This window comes from Acidovorax soli, assembly GCF_900107605.1.
GTDB lineage: Bacteria > Pseudomonadota > Gammaproteobacteria > Burkholderiales > Burkholderiaceae_C > Acidovorax > Acidovorax soli.
In genome coordinates this window covers 1-19,285 of sequence record NZ_FNQJ01000036.1, presented here as the reverse complement: position 1 = coordinate 19,285, position 19,285 = coordinate 1, and the positions used below count along the sequence as shown (strand labels likewise).

The 19,285-nt window shown below is 65.6% G+C and carries 17 protein-coding genes and 1 pseudogene; 8 read left to right on the top strand and 10 right to left on the bottom strand.

Features of this window, described 5'->3' with window-relative positions; genetic code table 11:
• Nucleotides 1-17: 17 nt before the first annotated feature.
• Both trhO and argA read right to left on the bottom strand, forming a co-directional pair.
• Nucleotides 18-1,016: an oxygen-dependent tRNA uridine(34) hydroxylase TrhO gene (gene trhO / locus BLW02_RS16935; RefSeq protein ID WP_092700642.1), complete on the bottom strand. Its 999-nt coding sequence runs from the start codon at nucleotides 1,014-1,016 to the stop codon at nucleotides 18-20.
• Nucleotides 1,017-1,086: 70 nt separating this feature from the next.
• Nucleotides 1,087-2,433, bottom strand: a complete 1,347-nt coding sequence (gene argA / locus BLW02_RS16930) for an amino-acid N-acetyltransferase (RefSeq protein ID WP_092700639.1) — start codon at nucleotides 2,431-2,433, stop codon at nucleotides 1,087-1,089.
• A gap of 162 nt (nucleotides 2,434-2,595) precedes the next feature.
• On the opposite strand from argA, the gene hrpA reads away from it, so the two are divergent.
• The 4 genes and pseudogenes from hrpA to BLW02_RS20250 all read left to right on the top strand — a co-directional run bounded on the left by hrpA (nucleotide 2,596) and on the right by BLW02_RS20250 (nucleotide 8,879).
• Nucleotides 2,596-6,645 (top strand): ATP-dependent RNA helicase HrpA, encoded by a 4,050-nt coding sequence (gene hrpA, locus BLW02_RS16925; protein WP_244273743.1) that lies wholly within the window; start codon nucleotides 2,596-2,598, stop codon nucleotides 6,643-6,645.
• A 260-nt stretch (nucleotides 6,646-6,905) separates the two neighbouring features.
• Nucleotides 6,906-8,105: a chromate transporter gene (locus BLW02_RS16920; RefSeq protein ID WP_092700633.1), complete on the top strand. Its 1,200-nt coding sequence runs from the start codon at nucleotides 6,906-6,908 to the stop codon at nucleotides 8,103-8,105.
• Nucleotides 8,106-8,268: 163 nt separating this feature from the next.
• Nucleotides 8,269-8,466, top strand: a pseudogene (locus BLW02_RS20255) (chromate resistance protein ChrB domain-containing protein); the annotation flags it as partial.
• Between the two features lie 197 nt (nucleotides 8,467-8,663).
• Nucleotides 8,664-8,879 carry a hypothetical protein gene (locus tag BLW02_RS20250; RefSeq protein WP_244273739.1) on the top strand — a complete coding sequence of 72 codons (216 nt, stop codon included), beginning with the start codon at nucleotides 8,664-8,666 and terminating at the stop codon, nucleotides 8,877-8,879.
• 9 nt (nucleotides 8,880-8,888) lie between these two features.
• Here the strand turns inward: BLW02_RS20250 and BLW02_RS16905 are convergent, their stop codons facing one another.
• Complete coding sequence (locus BLW02_RS16905) at nucleotides 8,889-9,944, bottom strand: DMT family transporter (protein WP_092700661.1); 1,056 nt, start codon at nucleotides 9,942-9,944, stop codon at nucleotides 8,889-8,891.
• Nucleotides 9,945-10,248: 304 nt separating this feature from the next.
• On the opposite strand from BLW02_RS16905, the gene BLW02_RS16900 reads away from it, so the two are divergent.
• From BLW02_RS16900 to BLW02_RS16885, 4 genes are all read left to right on the top strand, one after another.
• Complete coding sequence (locus BLW02_RS16900) at nucleotides 10,249-11,955, top strand: long-chain fatty acid--CoA ligase (protein WP_092700625.1); 1,707 nt, start codon at nucleotides 10,249-10,251, stop codon at nucleotides 11,953-11,955.
• A gap of 465 nt (nucleotides 11,956-12,420) precedes the next feature.
• Entirely contained in the window at nucleotides 12,421-12,924 is a 504-nt protein-coding gene (locus BLW02_RS16895) for a hypothetical protein (RefSeq protein WP_092700622.1), read from the top strand.
• 29 nt (nucleotides 12,925-12,953) lie between these two features.
• Nucleotides 12,954-13,715, top strand: a complete 762-nt coding sequence (locus tag BLW02_RS16890) for a 2OG-Fe dioxygenase family protein (RefSeq protein ID WP_092700619.1) — start codon at nucleotides 12,954-12,956, stop codon at nucleotides 13,713-13,715.
• A 126-nt stretch (nucleotides 13,716-13,841) separates the two neighbouring features.
• Nucleotides 13,842-14,279 (top strand): universal stress protein, encoded by a 438-nt coding sequence (locus BLW02_RS16885; RefSeq protein WP_092700616.1) that lies wholly within the window; start codon nucleotides 13,842-13,844, stop codon nucleotides 14,277-14,279.
• Nucleotides 14,280-14,472: 193 nt separating this feature from the next.
• Here the strand turns inward: BLW02_RS16885 and BLW02_RS16880 are convergent, their stop codons facing one another.
• From BLW02_RS16880 to BLW02_RS16850, 7 genes are all read right to left on the bottom strand, one after another.
• Entirely contained in the window at nucleotides 14,473-15,456 is a 984-nt protein-coding gene (locus BLW02_RS16880) for a tripartite tricarboxylate transporter substrate binding protein (protein WP_092700613.1), read from the bottom strand.
• 40 nt (nucleotides 15,457-15,496) lie between these two features.
• On the bottom strand, nucleotides 15,497-16,681 hold the full coding sequence (gene bktB, locus BLW02_RS16875; protein ID WP_092700610.1) for a beta-ketothiolase BktB: 1,185 nt from the start codon (nucleotides 16,679-16,681) through the stop codon (nucleotides 15,497-15,499).
• A 201-nt stretch (nucleotides 16,682-16,882) separates the two neighbouring features.
• Nucleotides 16,883-17,644, bottom strand: a complete 762-nt coding sequence (locus BLW02_RS16870) for an SDR family NAD(P)-dependent oxidoreductase (protein WP_092700607.1) — start codon at nucleotides 17,642-17,644, stop codon at nucleotides 16,883-16,885.
• A gap of 128 nt (nucleotides 17,645-17,772) precedes the next feature.
• Entirely contained in the window at nucleotides 17,773-18,444 is a 672-nt protein-coding gene (locus BLW02_RS16865) for an RluA family pseudouridine synthase (protein WP_092700604.1), read from the bottom strand.
• Nucleotides 18,431-18,679, bottom strand: coding sequence for a hypothetical protein (locus BLW02_RS16860; protein ID WP_092700601.1), 249 nt, complete (start codon nucleotides 18,677-18,679; stop codon nucleotides 18,431-18,433). Before BLW02_RS16860 ends, BLW02_RS16865 begins: the two co-directional genes overlap by 14 nt.
• Nucleotides 18,680-18,784: 105 nt before the next feature.
• Nucleotides 18,785-19,093: an FKBP-type peptidyl-prolyl cis-trans isomerase gene (locus BLW02_RS20455; RefSeq protein ID WP_425285674.1), complete on the bottom strand. Its 309-nt coding sequence runs from the start codon at nucleotides 19,091-19,093 to the stop codon at nucleotides 18,785-18,787.
• On the bottom strand, nucleotides 18,985-19,285 hold a 301-nt coding region (locus tag BLW02_RS16850), incomplete at its 5' end, for an integrase core domain-containing protein (protein ID WP_139285396.1). The genes BLW02_RS20455 and BLW02_RS16850, both read right to left, overlap by 109 nt.

The window sequence follows — 19,285 nt, the reverse complement described above, 5'->3', positions numbered from 1 at the left end:
GAGAACGGGCAGGGCGCTCAAGTGGATTCGCCTTCGCTGCCACCCTTTTTCCTGGCGATGGCCCGCGCCGGGTTGCCTGGTTGCAGCGCGCCAATGTGTGCCTGCCCGCGCCGGGCGGCCAGCTGCATCTGTCGCTCGCGTTCGGCCAGCGCGCGCTCCTGCCCGGGTGTGCGGGTGCCGTGGCAGTAGGGGCAGCTCACGCCGGCCACGTAGTGGGGTGATGCCAGCTCGGCGGCGCCCAGCGGCATGCGGCACGAGCGGCACAGCTGGTGGTGGCCGGGCACGAGACCGTGGCCTACTGACACGCGCTCGTCGAACACAAAACAGTCGCCGTGCCAGCGGCTGGCTTCCTCGGGCACGGTTTCGAGGTATTTGAGGATGCCGCCTTCGAGGTGGTACACCTCGTCGAAGCCCTGCGACTTGAGGAAGGCCGTGGATTTTTCGCAGCGGATGCCGCCCGTGCAGAACATGGCCACGCGCGGCTTGCCGGCCAGCACGCCGCCGGGTTGCGATTGCGCCGCCACCCAGGCCGGAAACTCGGCAAAGCTTCGGGTGTGCGGGTTGATGGCGCGCTCGAACGTGCCGATGCCCACCTCGTAGTCGTTGCGCGTGTCCACGACCACCACGGCGGGGTCGCCGATCAGCGCGTTCCAGTCCTCGGGCTTCACATAGGTGCCCGCGTTGCGCGCGGGGTTCAGGCCGGGCACGCCCAGGGTGACGATCTCGCGCTTGAGCCGCACGCGCATGCGGTAGAACGGCTGGCGGTCCGTGGGCGCCTCCTTGTGCTGCAGGGCGGCAAAGCGGGCATCGCTGCGCAGCCAGGCCAGCACCGCGTGCACAGCAGCAGGTTCCCCCGCGATGGTGCCGTTGATGCCCTCGGGCGCCAGCAGCAGCATGCCGCGCACACCGCGCTCGTCGCACAGGGTCTGCAGCGGCGCGCGCAAGGCGGCGCAGTCGGGCAGATCGACAAACTGGTACAGGGCGACGGTGAGGAAGCGGGGTGTGACCGGGTGCACGAAAGGGGCGCCGTGAAGTTGCAGGGAAGGTGGTGCAGATGCGCTGGCTGTGGTCAGCGCCTGGGTGTTTTCACAGCTTCTTGACCAGCACCTGGCTGCGCCGGTCCCAGTTGTATTTGCGCTTGCGTGCGTCGGGCAGCCAGTCGGGGTCCACCACCACGAAGCCGCGCTTGATGAACCAGTGCATGGTGCGCGTGGTCAGCACGAAGATGCTGTCCAACCCCATGGCGCGGGCGCGCTGTTCGATGCGCTTGAGCAGCTTTTCGCCATCGCCCGTGCCCTGGCTTTGCGGCGACACGGTGACCGCCGCCATCTCGGCGGTCCTGGCCTCGGGGTAGGGGTAGAGCGCCGCGCAACCGAAGATAACGCCATCGTGCTCGATGATGGTGTAGGTGGCGATGTCGCGCTCGATCTCGGTGCGGTCGCGCTTGACCAGCGTGCCGTCCTTCTCGAACGGCTCGATCAGCTGCAGGATGCCGCCCACATCGTCGATGGTGGCTTCGCGCAGTTCTTCGAGCTTTTCGTCGATCACCATGGTGCCGATGCCGTCGTGCACATACACCTCCAGCAGCAGCGAGCCGTCGAGCGCGAAGGGAATGATGTGGCTGCGCTCCACGCCGGCCTTGCAGGCTTTTACGCAGTGTTGCAGATAAAACCCTGTGTCGGTGGGCCGCTGGGCGGTGGGCAGCGTGGCCAGCAGGGCCTGGGCGGCGGCCAGCGGCAGCTCGGTGTCGATGGGGTTGTCGTCGCTGGCGGGCTCGCCGGGCTGCATGCGGATGCCGGAAACCTCGGTCAGAAAGATCAGCTTGTCGGCGCGCAGCTCGATGGCCACGCTGGTGGCCACTTCTTCCATGGCCAGATTGAAGGCCTCGCCGGTGGGCGAAAAGCCAAACGGCGATAGCAGCACCAGCGCGCCCATGTCCAGCGTGCGCTGGATGCCCCCTGCGTCCACCTTGCGCACCAGGCCCGAGTGCTGGAAGTCCACCCCATCCACAATGCCTACCGGCCGCGCCGTGAGGAAGTTGCCCGAGATCACGCGCACCGTGGCGCCGGCCATGGGCGTGTTGGGCAGGCCCTGGCTGAAGGCGGCCTCGATCTCGTAGCGCAGCTGGCCGGCGGCCTCCTGTGCACAGTCGAGCGCCACCGAGTCGGTGATGCGGATGCCGTGCGAGTATTTGGCGGCATGTCCCTTGGCTGCCAGTTGCTCGTTCACCTGGGGGCGAAATCCATGCACCAGCACGATCTTCACGCCCATGGCCTGGATCATCGCCAGGTCCTGCGCAATGCCCGGCAGCTTGCCCGCCGCAATGGCTTCACCCGTGAGACCCACCACAAACGTCTGGTGGCGAAATTTGTGGATGTAGGGCGCCACCGAGCGGAACCAGGGCACGAAGGTGAAGTTGAAGACAGCGGACATGGGCGGCGGGGTGGCGGTCGGGAAAAGTGAAGAAAGCAGCCGGGGCTGGGATAATTTGCGATTCTCTACGAAGTTTCTGCCTTGACTGCGTCCACCGCTCCCACTTCCCTGCACATCGAGTTCCCCGAATCCCTGCCCGTGTCGGGCAAGCGCGACGAGATCATGGAGGCCATCACCCGGCACCAGGTGATCATCGTGTGCGGTGAAACGGGCTCGGGCAAGACCACGCAGCTGCCCAAGATTGCACTGGCGCTGGGCCGGGGCAAGTGCAATGCCAAGCCAGGCCAGAAAGGCCAGCTCATCGGCCACACCCAGCCGCGCCGCATTGCAGCGAGCAGCGTGGCCAAGCGCATTGCCGAGGAGCTGAAGACGCCGCTGGGGGACGTGGTGGGCTTCAAAGTGCGGTTCCAGGACCGCCTCTCGCGTGATGCCTCCGTCAAGCTCATGACCGACGGCATTTTGCTGGCCGAGACGCAGACCGACCCCTTGCTCCGCGCCTACGACACCATCATCATTGACGAGGCGCACGAACGCAGCCTCAACATCGACTTCCTGCTGGGCTACATCCGCCAGATCCTGCCGCGCAGGCCTGATCTGAAGGTCATCGTCACGTCGGCCACGATTGATGCGGACCGGTTTGCCAAGCACTTTGCAAGCGCCCGCCCGGCGCCGGGCCGCCCCAAGGCGGGCGTGGCCCCCTCGGGGGGCAGCGACCCACACGCCGTGGGGGAGCGTGGGGGTGAACTGGTGCCCGCGCCGGTCATCATGGTATCGGGCCGCACCTTCCCGGTCGAGCAGCGCTACCGCCCGTTTGAGGACAGCCGCGACTACGGGCTGAACGAAGCCATTGCCGATGGCGTGGATGAGCTGTGGCAGGGCAATGCGGCGGGCGACATCCTGGTTTTTCTGCCCGGCGAGCGTGAAATCCGCGAAGCGGCCGACCACCTGCGCAAGCACCTGGCGCACCAGCCCGTGATGCGCAACGCCGAGGTGCTGCCCCTGTTTGCGCGCCTCTCGCAGGCCGAGCAGGACCGCATCTTTGACGGCCACACGGGCCGGCGCATCGTGCTGGCCACCAATGTGGCCGAGACCTCGCTCACGGTGCCAGGGGTCCGGTATGTCATAGACGCAGGAACAGCGCGCGTCAAGCGCTACAGCTTCAGAAGCAAGGTGGAACAGCTGCTGGTCGAGCCCATCAGCCAGGCAGCGGCCAACCAGCGTGCAGGCCGCTGCGGGCGCGTGGCCAACGGCATCTGCATCCGCCTGTACGACGAGGCGGGCTTCAACAGCCGCCCGCGCTTCACCGACCCCGAAATTCTGCGCAGCTCGCTGGCGGGCGTCATCCTGCGCATGAAGTCGCTGCACCTGGGTGACGTGGCGCAGTTTCCGTTCATCGAGGCGCCTTCTGGCCGCGCGATTGCCGACGGCTACCAGCTGCTGGGCGAGCTGGGTGCGGTGGACGACGCCAACGAACTCACGCCCATGGGCGCTGAGCTGTCGCGCCTGCCGCTGGACCCGCGCGTGGGCCGCATGATCATCGAGGCGCGCGACCGCAAGGCGCTCGATGAAGTGCTGGTGATTGCCAGCGCATTGAGCGTGCAGGACGTGCGCGACCGCCCCCTGGAAGCGCAGCAGCAGGCCGACCAGGCCCACGCCAAGTTCGACGACGACAAGAGCGAGTTCAGCGGCTACCTCAAGCTGTGGAAGTGGATCAACGAAGCCCGGGGCGGGGCGCCCAGCCTGCCATCGGCCCGCGCGCAAAAAGCCATGGCGGCGCAGAAGGCGCCTTCGCAGGCTTATTTGCCAGTGGAGCGGCGTGGTGGCGGTAGCAGTCCTGCGGCAGCGCCTGCCGCACCGACTGCCGCCCCAGCCGCGACCCACAAGCTCAGCAACCGTCAGTACGAGCAACTGCTGCGCCAGAACTTCATCAGCATCCGACGTTTGCGCGAGTGGCGTGACATCCACACCCAGCTGCTCACGGTGGTGACCGAGCACAAGTGGCAGATCAACACCCAACCCGCCAGCTACGAGCAGCTGCACCTGTCCATGCTGGCCGGGCTGCTGGGCAACGTGGGCGCCAAGAGCGACGAGGAAGACTGGTACCTGGGCGCGCGGGGCATCAAGTTCTACAAGCACCCCGGCGCGCACCTGAACAAGAAGCCCGGCCGCTGGATCATTGCATCGGAGCTGGTGGAAACCACGCGCCTGTTCGGTCGCGGCATTGCCGCCATCGAGCCGCAGTGGCTGGAGCAGATGGGCGGGCATCTTTTGCGCAAGCAACTGCTCGACCCGCACTGGGAAAAGAAATCCGCAGAGGTGGTGGCGCTGGAGCGCGCCACGCTGTATGGCATCGTGGTCTACAACAACCGCCGCGTGAACTTCGGCAAGGTAGACCCGCACGCCGCGCGTGAGGTGTTCATCCGTGAAGCGCTGGTGGGCGGCAACTGGGAGACCAAGCTGCCGTTTCTGGCCGCCAACCAGAAGCTGATTGCCAAGGTCGAAGAGCTGGAACACAAATCCCGCCGCCAGGACGTGCTGGTGGACGATGAACTCATCTACGCCTTCTACGACCAGCAACTGCCGCCCGAGGTGTGCAGCGGCCACAGCTTCGAGGCCTGGTACCGCGAGGAAAGCAAAAAGCAGCCTGACCTGCTCAAGCTCACCCGCGAAGAGCTGATGCGCCACGAGGCCGCAGGCATCACCACCAACGCCTTCCCCAAGACCGTGCGGCTGGGCGGCGTGGACTGCGCCGCCAGCTACCTGCACGAGCCGGGCGATGCGCGCGACGGCATCACGGTGACCATCCCGCTGTTCGTGCTCAACCAGGTGAGCGACGAGCGCTGCGAATGGCTGGTGCCCGGCATGCTCAAGGACAAGATCCAGGCCCTGCTCAAAAGCCTGCCCCAGCGCCCGCGCAGCCGCTTTGTGCCGCTGCCCGAATCGGCCACGCGCCTGGCCGAACTGCTGGGCGCGCCCGAGCGCTTTGGCACGGGCAGCCTGACGGATGTGCTGCTCAAGCAGGTGCGCGATGAAACCTCGCTCGATGTGAAGCGCGCCGACTTCAAGCTCGACATGCTCAGCCCCCACCTGTTCATGAACTTCCGCGTGGTCGATGAACACGGCCGCCAGCTCGGCCACGGCCGCAACCTGGGCGCGCTCAAGGCCGAGTGGGGCGCCAAGGCGCGCGGGGCGTTCCAGGCGCTGGCGGGGCTCAAGCTGGGTGGAGCAGCGGCACAGGGGACGGGTTCAGGGTCGAAAGTGCCTGCAGCGCTTGATGGTAAATCGCAAACAGCTATTCAATCAGGAGTAAAAGCAGAGGCACAGCCTGCCAGTCCGGCAAACACCACGCCATCGGCCCCCGCAGGCCAGCGCTACACCACCTGGACGTTTGGCGAGCTGCCCGAACTCATGGAGATCAAGAAGGCCGGCCAGACGCTGATCGGCTTCCCGGCGCTCATCGACGGTGGCGATGCGGTCACCATCGAGGTGTTCGACGAACCCGAGGTGGCCGCCGCCAAACACCGCGCGGGCCTGCGTCGTCTGTTTGCGCTGCAGATCAAGGACGCGCTCAAGTACCTCGAAAAGAACATTCCCGATCTGCAGAAGATGGCCGTGGCCTACATGCCGCTCGGAACGCAGGAAGAGCTGCGCACCCAGATCATCGACGTGGCGCTGGACCGCGCCTTCCTGCTTGACCCGCTGCCCACCGACGAGTTCGCCTTCAAGCGCCGCGTGGATGAGGGCCGGGGCCGCCTCACGCTGATTGCCAACGAGGTCGCGCGTCTGGCCAGCACCATACTCACCGAATACGCGGCCGCCGCCCGCAAGATCAAGGACACCAAGAACGCCCCCGAGGCCACGCAGGATGCCCAGCAGCAACTGCAACGCCTCATGCCCAAGAACTTCGTGGCGGCAGCGCCCTGGGCGCAACTGGCGCACTACGCCCGCTACCTCAAGGCCATCACCCTGCGCCTTGACAAATACCGCGCCGACCCCGCCCGCGACGCCGCCAGGCTGGCCGAGCTGCGCCCGCAGGAGCAGCGCTACTGGCGCCTGGTGGCCGAGCGCAAGGGCGCGGTGGATGCCCGCATGCAGGAGCTGCGCTGGCTGCTGGAGGAGCTGCGCGTGAGCTTCTTTGCGCAGGAGCTGCGCACGCCGCAGCCCGTGAGCGTGAAGCGGCTGGACAAGCTGTGGGCGCAGGTCAATAGCTGATGGCGGCTGCGCGGCAGACTGGGTTGAGGGGCGAGGGTGGCTTGGCAGCGGTTGCTGTTTACCGATGCACACTGACTGAACTCATGGTCATCGCCAGATTGCGGTCATCCGCAAGCCGTGGCCAGTGCCTGGCCCGGTCCTGAGAGCAACGCTATACTCTTTGGCTCGGGGGTTTGAGCGGTCTCCCCGTACCCTAGGACAGCCCCTGTCCCAAGTACTGCTCCTGATCATGGGCCACTGCGTCCAGTTAGGAGCTCGACTTGAATTCGTCCCCTTCGATTCCCTCTGCTGAACAGGCCACGGCCTTGTCTAGCTACACGCTGTGGCAACTGGTGCGCTACATGCTGCGCTTGGGCACACTCGGCTTTGGTGGCCCGGTGGCACTGGTCGGCTACATGTACCGCGACCTGGTGGAGCAGCGCCACTGGATTTCCGACGCGGACTACAAGGAAGGCATGGCCCTGGCCCAGCTCATGCCGGGCCCTCTGGCCGCGCAGTTGGCCATCTACCTCGGTTACGTGCATTTCCGCTTGTGGGGCGCCACGCTGGTCGGCCTGGCGTTTGTGTTGCCGTCCTTTGTGATGGTCGTTGCATTGGGGGCTGCCTACAAGGCCTACGGCGGCATCTCCTGGATGCAAGCCGTTTTCTACGGCGTTGGCGCTTCCGTCATCGGCATCATCGCCTTGAGCGCCTACAAGCTCACGACCAAAAGCGTGGGCAAGGACAGGCTGCTCGGGGCCATCTACCTGGTCAGCGCTGGCGTGACCATTGCCACCCAGTCTGAAGTGATCTGGATCTTTCTGGGCGCGGGTTTGTTGGTGTGGGCTGTGCGTGGCCCCTTGAAGCGAACTGGCGGGCAACTGCACAGCATGGCGTGGGTGGCCCCTATCGCCGGGGCACTCAGCCTGGAGAACCTCGATTGGCACAAACTGGGGCAAATTGCCGCGTACTTCACCTATGCGGGAGCTTTCGTCTTCGGCAGCGGCTTGGCCATCGTGCCATTCCTCTATGGCGGGGTGGTCAGAGAGTACGCATGGCTCACTGACCGCCAGTTCGTGGATGCAGTGGCCGTGGCCATGATCACCCCGGGGCCGGTCGTCATCACCACCGGGTTCATCGGTTTCCTGACCAGCGGCTTCTGGGGGGCGGTCGTCGCGGCGGCTGCGACCTTCCTGCCCTGCTACCTGCTCACCGTGATTCCGGCACCGTACTTCAAGAAGCACGGCAAGCACCCGGGTGTGGTCGCGTTCGTGGACGGCGTCACTGCAGCTGCCGTGGGTGCCATTGCTGGGGCCGTGGTGGTGCTGGGCCAGCGGTCCATCGTTGATCTGCCCACCGCTGCGCTATTCCTTGCCACGGCCGCCGTTCTATGGCGGTTCAAGAAGCTGCCAGAGCCTGTGGTGGTGTTGGCTGCAGCGTTGATTGGCTTGGCCGTCTACCCGCTGGTCGCCCACGCCTGACCTTGGTCCTCTGCAGGAGAAACACATGAGCGACCAAGCTCGCCCTTTGACGCTGAACCCCTCGGGCCTGTCGAATCGCCTGATGACCAGCCACCACGAGAGCAACCACGCTGGCACCGTCACGCGCCTCCATGCCACCCGCCGAGCACACGCATCTCCTGGCCGGCGTGCCGATACCTCCAGGCTGGGCTTGGCACCGCAGTCTACGGGCCTCTATGCGCTGTCGCTCGGTCTGTCCAAGACCTTCAGCGATGACTGCGAGATGCTCGCGCATGGCATGGTGATGTGCGACGCGCTCTACGCACGGTGCCAACCCTGCCGGGCGGAAACCCACCACGGGCCTTCAAGTGCATCGGCATGAAGATGAGAGCTTTGCGGTGGCCCCGCCGCGTCACAAGGGGACTGGGGGTGCATTTTCTGTGCGGAATGCTGGTGCCCTTGGCCTGCGCTGCACCCCCTGGAATCCCACTGACCACGGCACAGATTCGCTCCACGGTGGGTGGGCGCCAGGTCACCGACGGGCTCCATTGGAGCCATGATTACTTCTTGGATGGGCGCTTGGACCGTTCAGAAAACGGCCGCACACGCGCCGGCCGCTGGAGTGCGCAGAACAATCAACTGTGCCTGTTGTTGCCAGAGATCAGCAAGGAGTCCCCCGTCTGCTTTGATGTGGTCCGTGTGGGGGGCGAACTGCAGTACCGCGATGCAGGGAGCGTGGTGTATGCCGGCACGGTCAAAAAAAGCGCACCACGGTTGCAGCCTGCCCCACCGTGAGAGGTGCCGTTAGTGCCTGTGCTGGTGATGCGCGTCTGGTGCATGCGGGTGGGCGTGGGTCATCGGTTCATGCACATGCAAATGGCTATGGCTTCCGGTGGGCATCACATCATGAGTGTGTAAATGATGCCCATCGTCGTGCCTGTGGGCATGTTCATGCTCCAAAGCTTCGTGTACGTGCTCGTGCCCGTGGCTCTCAGCCAGGTGCAGCACAACTCCGGCGAGCATGAGAGCACTACCCAGCAGCATGAACCATCCCGCCGAGCGCTCTCCAAGGCCGAAGGCCACGGCAGCACCGATGAAGGGTGCGAAAGCGAACACTGACCCAGTGCGTGCAGCACCAAACGCACGTTGGGCCAAAAGATAAAAGCGCAGGCTCAGGCCGTAGCCTGTGGCTCCAACGGCGAGAAGTCCCAATGCGGAAGAGGACGAAGGCCGGGGTTCTCCTGTCCCTACGGCCAATGCAGCCGTTGTTGCAGCGCCCAAGATGGCCTTGGTCATCACCACTTGGCTGGGGTCGCGTTCAGCCAGCCCACGGGACAGGGTGTTGTCCACCCCCCAGGCGGCGGTTGCCAGCAGCACTGCCAGCAGCCCAAGCAGTTGCACGCCTCCTTGCACGCCCTGGTCCAGAACGAGCGCCATTCCTCCTGCGAGCAGCAAGAGCATGGCGGTCCACACGCGGCGGTCCATGGTTTCGCTGTACAGCCACCACGCCAGTGTGGCGGTGAACAAGGCCTCCAAGGTGAGCATGAGCGATGCGCTGGTGCCGTTCGTGTGTTGCAGGCCCCACGCCAGGGCTGCCGGCCCCAGCGCCGCGCCAAAGCCAGCCATCGCCAAGAGGCGCGGAATGTCGGATCTCTTCAGCCGCGCTTCGTGCGCAGCAGTCCGCGTCGACAGGGCCCCCACCAGAGCCGCTCCCGCATACAGCAGCGCTGCCGTAGTGAATGCACCGAGTCCAGCCCCCAGTCTCTGTACCGCAGGGGTACTGATGCCAAACAGCATCGCCGCCAGCAGGGCGAGCAAGCCACCGCGCAAGGCGGGGAGATGTGAAGGGTCACGCGTCATAGTGCGCGTGATTTCACCATGATCCAACAGGAGCCACATCCTTTGGCGTGATGCATCCCGGATCCCACCAAAGCCATGGGCGCCAAGACCTGCTACCGCTCACCCGGGAGTCGCTGGAGGTCCGCTTTCGGAAAGAGATGCCATCGACCTTGACCTCATATCCCTCTTCGCAGCGCGTGCTGGCGCCCATCCCGCTGCTTTCCACGCCACCCCCGGTCACTTTGGCGACGTCAACGCGGGCCAGCCCCATTGCCCGCCCTTCGCGCGGCATCTAGGCTGGAGGGCAAAGGAGACTGTCTGCACCATGCGCCCTCACTACAAGTTCTGGCCCCGCCGCCTTCCCCATGCCATCACACTGCCCGCCACCTCGCTGTGGGACAACCTGGCCATCAGCGCGCGCCGTTATCCCGACAAGGCGGCGCTGGTTTTTTTTGGAACCGCGACCAGCTACCGGCAGCTGATGGAAGGTGCTGAGCGCCTGGCCGCGCGGCTTGCGCAGCTGGGCGTGCAGCGCGGCGACCGCGTGGTGCTGTGCATGCAGAATTGCCCCCAACTGGTGATGGCGCACTTTGCCATCCTGCGGGCCAATGCCGTGGTGGTGCCGGTCAACCCCATGAACCGGGCCGAGGAGCTCAAGCACTACGTCACCGATCCTGACACCAAGGTCGCTATCACCACGGCCGATCTGGCCTCCGAGCTCGCCAAGGCCAGCAACGCGCTGGCGCTCGGCGAGCGTCTCGCCCATCTGGTGGTGACCCAGTTCACCGATGCTTTTGATCCCGGTGTGAAAGGCGCCGATGCCCCGCCCGAGGCATGGATGGAATGGCTGAGCACTCGGCATCCCTTGCCTGCATTGGAGGGGGGGTGCACCTACGCCTGGACGGATGCTGTAGCCTGCTCCGACATGTCCCCCGCATTGGCGGTGGGGCCCGACGACCTGGCGCTGCTGCCCTACACCAGTGGCACCACGGGGCTGCCCAAGGGCTGCATGCACCTGCACAAAAGCATCATGCACAACGCAGTGGCCAGCAGCCTGTGGGGCAATGGTTCGGCCGACAACGTAACGCTGGCGGTGGTGCCCATGTTCCACATCACCGGCATGGTGAGCGTGATGCATACGGCCATCTACTGCGGCGCCACCCTGGTCGTCATGCCCCGGTGGGACCGCGACCTGGCGGGGCGCCTCATATCGCGCTACCAGGTCACCACCTGGACCAATATTCCCACCATGGTCATCGACCTGCTGGGCAGCCCGAATTTTGCGAGCTACGACCTCTCCAGCCTGGCTTACATCGGCGGTGGCGGCGCTGCCATGCCGCAGGCCGTGGCGCAGCGCCTGCTGGAGCAATACGGCCTGCGCTATGCCGAAGGCTATGGCCTGACCGAGACGGCGGCGCCGTCGCATTCCAACCCGCCTGACCACCCCAAGCAGCAGTGCCTGGGCATTCCGTTCATGGGTACCGATGCGCGCGTGATCGATCCCGAAACCCTGCAGGAAATGCCCGTGGGCGAGCAGGGCGAGATCATCATTCATGGCCCCGAGGTGTTCCAGGGCTACTGGAAGCGGCCCGACGCCACGGCGGCGGCCTTCATCGAGTTCGACGGCAAGCGCTTCTTCCGCTCGGGCGACCTGGGCCGCATGGACGAGGAAGGCTACTTCTTCCTGACCGACCGCCTCAAGCGCATGATCAATGCGAGCGGCTTCAAGGTCTGGCCGGCCGAGGTCGAGGCGCTGATGTTCCGCCACCCCGCGATCCAGGAGGCCTGCATCATTGCCGCCAAGGACAGCTACCGGGGCGAGACGGTTAAGGCCGTCGTGGTGCTGCGCGCAAGCCACCAGGATACGACCGAGCAGCAGATCATCGACTGGTGCCGCGAGAACATGGCGGTGTACAAGGTGCCGCGCATCGTGCAGTTTGTAACGGCGCTGCCCAAGAGCGGCAGCGGCAAGGTGATGTGGCGGTTGCTGCAGGAAAAAGAACCGGCAGACGCTACCGCTTCAGGAGGCTGATTGCCCGGCGCCCGCCGGTGCAAACCCGAAAGGGCGCCGGCCTAAAACCCATGACATGGACCACCTCGCGGTGGGCATCGCAATGTGATTGCCGGTTTCCGGGAGCGACAGGTCTTACACACGCACGCTGAATGTGCCAGTGGGGGTGGCAAGCAGGGCCGGGGCATCCAAATTGGCACGGACGAAGTGGTGGCGTTCGCAGGGCAACGCGGTCTCCTGGGCCGGGCGGGGGATGGCTCCATGCCACTGCACGCAGCTGCAGGGGGCACTGCTGCAGATGTGTGGTTTGTCAGGCGCTCTCAAATGCATAGCAAAAAGCGCTTTGAAGTAGGGCGCTGAAGCCGATATTCATGGCGCTCATTGGGTGGCAATTGACTATTTGCTTACATTTTTTGCGCGGCCTTTGCCAGAAAACACCGCCGATCTTGTTACAAAGGGGCCATTCCGATCCACAGAGACTCAACCATGAACCTCACCTTTCGCCACCTGATTTCCGGGGCCGCCACGGCGGTGCTGCTGGTTGCAGCCACCGGCGCCCATGCCCAGGCCTATGTCAATGCCACCGTGGGAGGGCAGGTGGTCCCCGGCGTGTATGGACGCATCGACATTGGCAATGCGCCGCCGCCACCGCTGATCTACGCCGAGCCCGTGATTATCCAACGGCCGGCGGTGATGGTGCCGCGCTCGCCGATCTACATGCATGTGCCGCCCGGCCATGCCAAGAACTGGGCCAAGCACTGCGCCCGCTACAACGCCTGCGGCCAGCCGGTGTACTTCGTGAAAGAGCCTGTGCGCGGCCAGTACTACGGCGGCCAGCCTGGCAACTACGGTCGGGATGACCGCCACTGGAATGATGATCGCCGGGGCGGCGGCAAGCACGACCGCGGCGACCGCCGGGACGGGCGTGGCGATGGCCGTGGTGAAGGCCGTGGTGAAGGCCGTGGCAAAGGCCACGGAAACCGCGACTGAGCGGCCAGCGTTGCCTTAAGCTCGGCTGCATGGCCGAAGTCACTTTTTCTCCTCCTTTCACCGGTCCCGAGGGCGTGGCCGACCAGCTGCGCAAGACCGGCTACGCTGTGCTGTCGCCACCCGATGTGGCTGCGTGGTCCGGTTGCCGCCTCGCTGATCTGCAGGCCCTTGCGCCTGACTGGGCCGCGTTGCCCCCCGATGATTTTCTGAAGGACGGTGGCCGCTACCGTCGCCGTCGCCATGCCTGTTTTGAAGTGGTGCACGGCGAGGTGGTGCAGGTGGCGCACCGGGCGCACTGGCAGCCGCTCGAATACAACGCACTGCATGGCGGCATGGAGCGCTGGTTTGCCCCGATGGCGGCCGAGACGGTGGCGCGGCCTGTGTGGAGGCAGCTGCTGGCGGCGCTGGCCGCGCTGTCCGACACGGTGTTTGCCGCGCCCGACGTGCCCGCGCGCTGGTTTGTCGAGGCGCACCAGTTTCGTATCGACACCACCGATGGCATTGGCCGCCCCACGCCCGAAGGCGCGCACCGCGATGGTGTGGACCTGGTGGCGGTGTTTCTGGTGGCCCGCGAGGGCGTGAAGGGCGGTGAAACGCGGGTGTTCGAGGCTGCGGGCCCGGCGGGCCAGCGCTTTACCCTGAGCGCGCCCTGGTCGCTGATGCTGCTGGACGATGCCCGCATGATCCACGAGACCACGCCCATCCAACCCCTGGTGCCCGGTGGTTACCGCGACACGCTGGTGGTAACCTGCCGGCGCGGAAGCTTTCAGGGGGCGGATGCGGTGGCCTAGGGTGCAGGCCGGGTTGCCGCGGCACCATGATTTGATGCGAATCAAGATGCAGGCCAGAATGGACCGCCACACTGACTCCCTATTTCCAGGCCTTTGCCTGGCCCCATCAACTTGAGGAGAAGCACCATGTTCAAGCACATTCTGGTTCCTGTGGACGGCTCCAAGACCTCCATGCTCGCGGTGTCCAAGGCGGCAGCCTTGGCCAAGACGTTTGGCAGTGCCGTCACGGCGCTGTATGTGATCGATCCCTACCCGTTCACGGGCGTGGGGGCAGATTTTGCCTATGGCCAGGCGCAATACCTGAGTGCCGCGACGGCCGAGGCCAGCAGTGCACTCGACGCCACCAAGCAGGCCATGGCCGATGCGGGCGTGCAGGTCACTGCCGTGGTGGGCGAAGGCCATGCGGTGCATGACGCCATCGTGCGGACCGTCGAAAGCACGGGCGCCGACCTCATCGTGATGGGCTCGCACGGCCGCCGTGGCCTGGAAAAACTGGTGCTGGGCAGCGTCACGCAGCGCGTGCTGGGCGTGGTGCATGTTCCGGTGCTGGTGGTGCGCGACTGAGCGTTACTGCTCCATGAAAAACGGCTCCTTGCGGAGCCGTTTTCCGTTTCGATTCTCGATCAGCCTGCGCATCACCCGCAGCCTGCTGATCGTGGAATGGGCACGCCCCAGACCAGTGCACCCGTGGAACTGGCTTCGCCAGGCCGCCGGGTGCGTCCCCCTTCAGGGGGAAGGTGCGAAGCGCCTCAGGGGGTCACTCAATCTTCGCGCCCGAGGCTTCCACGATGCCCTTCCACTTGGCGTAGTCGGTCTTGAGCAGGGTGCCGAACTGTGCTGCCGACATGGCTTCGGGTTCTGCGCCCTGGGCCTGGATGGCGGCCTTCATGTCGGCAGTGGCCAGCAGCTTGTTGATTTCTGCGTTGAGGGTGTTCACCACGGCGGCAGGCGTGCCGGCCGGGGCGAGCACGCCATACCAGGTGCTCACGTCAAAGTCCTTGAAGCCCGATTCGGCCACGGTGGGCACCTCGGGCAGCGACGAGCTGCGCTTGGCCGAGGTCACGGCCAGGGGGCGCAGCTTGCCCGACTTGATCTGACCCATGGCCGAGGGCACCGAAGACACCAGCAGGTCCACATTCCCCGCCAGGGCATCCATCAGCGCAGGGTTGGAGCCCTTGTAGGGAATGTGGCTGAGCTTGATGCCTGCGGCTTTCTCGAACAGGTCACCGGCCAGGTGGATGGAGGTGCCGTTGCCGGGCGAGCCATAGGTGATGGTGCCGGGCGCGGCCTTGGCGGCGGCCACCACGTCGGCCAGGGTCTTGTACTTGCTGTTGACGCTGGTGGCGATGATCACGGGGGTCCAGGCCACATGGGCCACGGCGGTCAGGTCCTTGGTGGGGTCCCAGGGGAGGTTCTTGTAGAGCCAGGGGCCGATCACCAGGTTGTCTTTCTGGCCCATCACGATGTCGTAGCCCGTGGGCGCAGCCTTCACGGCCTCGCCGATGCCGATGGTGCCGCCGGCGCCGGCCTTGTTGTCGGCCACCACGGTCCATTTGGCGCTTTCGGTGAGCCGGGTGGCCACCAGGCGCGACAGGATGTCGGTGCCGCCTCCGGGCGGGAAGGGCACGATCAGGCGGATGGGCTTGGTGGGGTAGCTGGCTGCCGGTGCGGGGGCCTGGGCATACGCCGATGTGCCCACGGCCAAGGCCAGGGCGGTGAAGGTAATCAGTTTGCGCATCATTCTTGAAGGTATTGAAGGATTCAGAAAACAGTGCGTGCCATTACACGCGCTCAAAAATGGCGGCAATGCCCTGGCCGCCGCCAATGCACATTGTGACCAGCGCGTAGCGGCCCTGGATGCGTTGCAGCTCATGCAGGGCCTTCACGGTGATCAGCGCGCCGGTGGCACCAATCGGGTGGCCCAGCGAAATGCCCGAGCCATTGGGGTTGACCTTGGCCGGGTCCAGGCCCAGGTCGCGCGTGACGGCGCAGGCCTGGGCGGCAAAGGCTTCGTTGGCCTCGATCACATCGAGGTCGTTCACCGTGAGGCCGGCCTTCTTGAGCGCCAGCTGCGTGGCGGGCACGGGGCCAATGCCCATGTACTTGGGGTCCACGCCCGCATGGGCGTAGGCCACCAGGCGGGCCAGCGGCTTGGCGCCACGGGCCTTGGCGGCCCCGGCTTCCATCAGCACCACGGCGGCGGCGGCGTCGTTGATGCCCGAGGCGTTGCCAGCGGTCACCGTGCCGTTTTCCTTGGCGAAAACGGGCTTGAGCTTGGCCATGTCTGCCATCGTGGCACCGGGGCGGAAGTGCTCGTCGGTGGCGTATTGCACGTCGCCCTTCTTGGCTCTAAGGGTGACGGGCACGATCTGGTCCTTGAACACGCCGTTTTGCGTGGCGCGCTCGGCACGGTTGTGGCTTTCCACGGCCAGGCGGTCCTGGTCTTCGCGGCTGATGCCCCATTTGGCAGCGATGTTCTCGGCCGTCACACCCATGTGGATGTTGTGGAAGGGGTCGTGCAGGGCGCCGATCATCATGTCGATCATCTTGGTGTCGCCCATGCGCGCGCCAAAGCGCGTGGCCAGGCTGGCATAGGGTGCGCGGCTCATGTTCTCGGCACCGGCGCCGATGGCCACGTCGGCATCGCCCAGCAGGATGGACTGGCTGGCGCTGACGATGGCCTGCAGGCCCGAGCCGCACAGGCGGTTGACGTTGTAGGCGGGCGTGGCTTCGCCACAGCCGCCGTTGATGGCGGACACGCGCGACAGGTACATGTCCTTGGGCTCGGTGTTGACCACATGGCCGAACACCACATGGCCCACGTCCTTGCCCTCCACGTTCGCACGGGCGAGCGATTCGCGCACCACGAGCGCGCCCAGTTCGGTGGGGGGCACATCTTTCAGGCTACCGCCAAAGGTGCCAATGGCGGTGCGCACGGCGCTGACGACGACGACTTCACGGGTCATGGGGAATCTCCTCAGTAAATAAAAATCAGGATGAAATGGGCCTCTGGCGCTTATCTGTCAAGCGCTGGCAGCTATGAATCAATGCGTCAATGGTCGGCGGAACCGGTACGCACAAAGCCCGTGCCACCGTGGAACCGGCTTTGCCGGGCCACGGGTGGCGTACCCCCGCAAGGGAAGACGCGAAGGGGCTCAGCGGGGCTTTCATGTGTCGCGCACATCGGCCACCGGATGGGTACCGAAGTCTGCGCGCTCCAGCCAGGCCAGCACGCGGGTAGCGGCATCGGCAGGCGATGTGAGCTGGCCACCTGTCTTGAGGTGGGCAAAATTGGGGGCGTCCGGAAACGCGGCCGGGTCGGTGCCGCGCAACTGCAGCTGCATGTCGGTGTCGATGACGCCCGGCGCCAGCGAACACACCCTGGCGCCATGGGGCTTGAGGGCTTCATCCAGCGCCACGCAGCGCGTGAAATGGTCCATGCCCGCCTTGGCCGCGCAGTAGGCCGCCTGCGAGGCCATGGCACGGCGGCCCAGGCCCGATGAAATATTGAGCACCTTGCGCGGCATGGCCCAGCCTTCTGTGGCGCCCAGAAAAGCGGCCGTGAGCAGCATGGGCGCCTCCAGCCCCACGCGCAGGGCGTTGGCGAGGTCGGGCGGGTCGCTGGCGGACAGCGGCGCGATGCGCGGGATCACGCCAGCGTTGTTGATCAGCGTGGCGCTGGCAAAGGCCGCGGGGCCCTGGGCTGCGAGCCACTCGCGCAACCGGTGCGCAGCCTGCTCGCCTTGCGACAGGTCTTGCTGCCACTGCTGCAGCGTGGCACCGGCCTGGCTTGCCGCCTGGGCGAGCTCTGTACTGGCATGGCGCGAGATGCAGACCAGCGTGTGGCCCGGGCGCAGCAGCTGGTGCGCCATGGCCAGACCCATGCCGCGCGAAGCGCCGGTAAGAAGAACAAGGTGGTTCAAAGGCATGCTGCCATGGTACTGCGGTAAGCCTGCGGCGGGCTTTCAGCCGAGGATTTCTGGGGGGTGAATCATCAGAAAACTATTGAATTGATAGCTGCTGGTGGATACTGCATAAGCGCAAGATGCCTATTTGGCTAAAACTCTGCAGGCCAGTCCAGCGTGATGCCTGCATTCGTTCCGGGGTGCGTGAAAGCCAGGTGGCTGGCATGCAGCAGCAGGCGCGGGGCCAGGGCCTGCGTGGCGGCATCGGCATAGAGCGCGTCGCCCACAATGGCATGGCCGATGGCTGCAAGGTGCACGCGCAACTGGTGGGTGCGGCCGGTGACGGGTGCCAGCTCGACCCGCGTGGTCTGGGCCGTTGCGTCATACGCCAGCGCACGCCAGCGCGTGAGGCTGGGTTTTCCCAGGTGGTGGTCGATCACGCGCAGCGGGCGGCGTGCCCAGTCGGCCGCAATCGGCAGGTCGATGTCATGCCAGGCGCTGTCTTCATCGCCCAGCTGCCCCTGCACCACGGCCTGGTAGAGCTTGTGCACCTGGCGTTCGGCAAACGCGTGGCTCAGGCGCCGCTGTGCGTTGGGATGGCGGGCCATGAGAACGAGGCCCGAGGTGGCTTGGTCCAGCCGGTGCACGATGAGCGCGCCGGGCCAACGCTGCTGCGCACGGGCGCTCAGGCAATCCTGTTTGTCGGGTCCCCGGCCGGGTACGCACAGCAGCCCCGAAGGCTTGTGCAGCACGAGCAGGTCGGCATCGACATGGACCGCCTGCACACCGGTGTCGTCGGTGCCCACGGTTTCAGGTGGCGTCATGGCCTGCCACCCGCCGCTTTTCGCTGGCGTGCAGTTGCGCGTTGCCCTGCTGCAGGGCCTCCCGTTCGGCCTGGTGGCTGCGCAGTTCGGTGATCAACTCGGCGAGCGGCCTCTTGGGACGCAGGGGCGAGTGGCGCTGGGGCTGTGTGGGGGGCAGGGATGGCAAGGGCGCTGCCTGCCCCTGGTCGTAGGGCGCTCGGGCTTGGTGCAGAAAGGACAGGTCGGGAAGGCTCATGGGTAGCGGGTACCGGCAAATGCCGCGCCCCTGCGAAGGCCTTTGCCTGTTTCAAGGAGTGTACGCCCGCGCGCACGCTGCGCTGCAGCGAGCTCGGAACTGGGTTTAACGGCGCACAGACACCAGTTCCACCTCGAAGTTCAGCGTGGCGTTGGGGGGAATCACGCCGCCGGCGCCGCGCTCGCCATAAGCAATGCCGGGCGGGCAGGTCAGCCGGGCCTTGCCGCCGGGTTTCATGCGCTGCACGCCTTCGGTCCAGCAGGGGATGACCTTGCCCTCGTTTCGTGTAGCTCTTAGCCCAACGATTACGCGGCCTTTTTGTACTGTGCCTCGTACCAGCGTTGCTCGAACTGCATCGGACTGAGATAGCCCAGCGACGAATGCAGCCTGCGGTGATTGTAGAAAGCCATCCAGTCCATCACAGCCTGCCTGGCCTGCTCTCTGGTGGCGAACTTGTGCCCATGCACGCTGGCCGTTTTCAGTCGGCCCCAGAAGCTCTCGGTCGGCGCGTTGTCCCAGCAGTTGCCTTTCCTGCTCATCGATGAGCGCATCTTCCAGTCTTTCAAAGCGTTCTGGAACTCGCCGCTGCAATACTGGCTGCCGCGG